Source organism: Azohydromonas caseinilytica, assembly GCF_012927045.1.
In the GTDB taxonomy this organism is placed as follows: domain Bacteria; phylum Pseudomonadota; class Gammaproteobacteria; order Burkholderiales; family Burkholderiaceae_C; genus Azohydromonas; species Azohydromonas caseinilytica.
In genome coordinates this window covers 1-1,618 of record NZ_JABBFW010000088.1, presented here as the reverse complement: position 1 = coordinate 1,618, position 1,618 = coordinate 1, and the positions used below count along the sequence as shown (strand labels likewise).

1 protein-coding gene is annotated in these 1,618 nt (G+C 62.5%); it reads right to left on the bottom strand.

All coding sequences use genetic code 11. The features are described from left to right. Positions 1-115: 115 nt before the first annotated feature. Positions 116-1,552 (bottom strand): IS1182 family transposase, encoded by a 1,437-nt coding sequence (locus HHL10_RS30065; RefSeq protein ID WP_169164100.1) that lies wholly within the window; start codon positions 1,550-1,552, stop codon positions 116-118. Between the last annotated feature and the right edge of the window lie 66 nt (positions 1,553-1,618).

The following is a 1,618-nucleotide window of genomic DNA, read 5'->3' as shown; positions in this document are numbered from 1 at the left end:
GAGGCCGTGTGAAAACAGCGCCACGTAGCCTTGAAGAGGCATGGCCACGTGCGGCATGGAGGTCGCCGCTGTACCGACTTGGTTTTTCCCCGCCGGTGTTCGCCGGCCCGAGGGCCTACGCTGCAATCGCCTGGACCAACTTCCTCGCCCCGAGAATCTTGATCACCCGCTTCATGTTGTAGGCCAGGACCTGCAGACTCATTTCGGTCCTGACCTTGGGCAGTGTCTTGGTCAGGAAGTGGCACGGCCCCATCCAGGACTTCAGCGTCCCAAACACGTGCTCCACCGTCTGCATCCTTACCTTGGCGGCCTCGGGCGTCGCGTCGAGCCTGGCCTGCACCCTTTCAAGCACGGCTTCATGCTCCCAGCGGCGGATACGCCGGTAGTCGGACGGCGTGCACCGATGCTTGATGGGGCATGTGGGACATGACGACGACCAGTACCTGCTGATGTACATGCCGTTCTCCTTGGCGACGAACCGGTGAACGGCGATCTGGCCAGCCGGGCAGCGGTACTGGTCGTTGGCAGCGTCGTAGATGAAGTCGCGCTTGTCGAACCTGCCTTCAGCCCGACTGTTGGAGGTCAGCGGTTTGGGTACCAGCGTGGTCACCCCGGCAAGTTCCGCTTGGCGGATTTGAGGGCCGTCGTAGTAGCCGCGGTCAGCAAGCGCGGTAAGACTCTCGGCCCCTGCAGCTGCCTTGGCCGAGATTGACATCCCGGCGAGTTGATCGCGATCGTTGATCTGGTTGGTGACCTCATGGGCCAAGACCAGATGATTCTTGGCGTCGACGGCGGCCTGGACGTTATAGCCCACGGTCCCGGTGCTGCGGGCCGTCGACGTCATGGCGCGGGCATCGGGGTCAGTCAAGGAGACTTGCCCATCGGGGCTGGCCTTGACTTGCTCAGCCATTGCAGCGAGCTTGCTCATCTGCTCTTTGACCCTGCCAATGCGTTCCTTCAAGCGGGCAACCTTGCTCGGCAGAACCAAGGCGGGATCGCGATCGGCACGGTCGAGCTCGGCCAGGTACTGCGCGATGTTCTCTTCCAGCTGCTGCATCCGCACCTTTATCTTGTGCTCGGTGAAGTTCTTGTGGCGGTTGTTGACCGCCTTGAACTTGCTGCCGTCGATGGCCACGACGCCCTCGGCGAACAGGTCGAGCCGCCGGCACAGCAGCACGAATTCCCGGCAGACCTTGCGGATCGCTTCGCCGTTGTCCTTGCGGAAGTCCGCGATCGTCTTGAAGTCAGGCGCCAGGCGGCCGGTCAGCCAGATGAGCTCGATATTGCGATGGGCCTCCGTCTCAAGCCGGCGGCTCGACTGGATGCGGTTCAGGTATCCATAGACATAGATCTTCAGCAGCGTCGCCGGGTGGTACGCCGGGCGCCCGGTGGCAGCCGGCTCAGCCCGCTCGAATCCCAGGGCGCGCAGATCCAGTTCATTGATGAAGACATCGATCACCCGCACGGTGCTGTCTTCGTCGATCCACTCGTCGAGGCTCTCGGGAAACAGGGCTGTTTGCGTCCGATCAGCCTCTCCGATGTATCGACCCATGGTTCTCTCCACGTCGTACGCCAGCAGCCGACATGATGCGGCCGTGCCGCGTTTTCACACAGCCTC

Coding starts and splice junctions, on each gene's coding strand:
- HHL10_RS30065 (WP_169164100.1), bottom strand. CDS start 1,552: ATGGGTCGATACATCGGAGAGGCTGATCGGACGCAAACAGCCCTGTTT.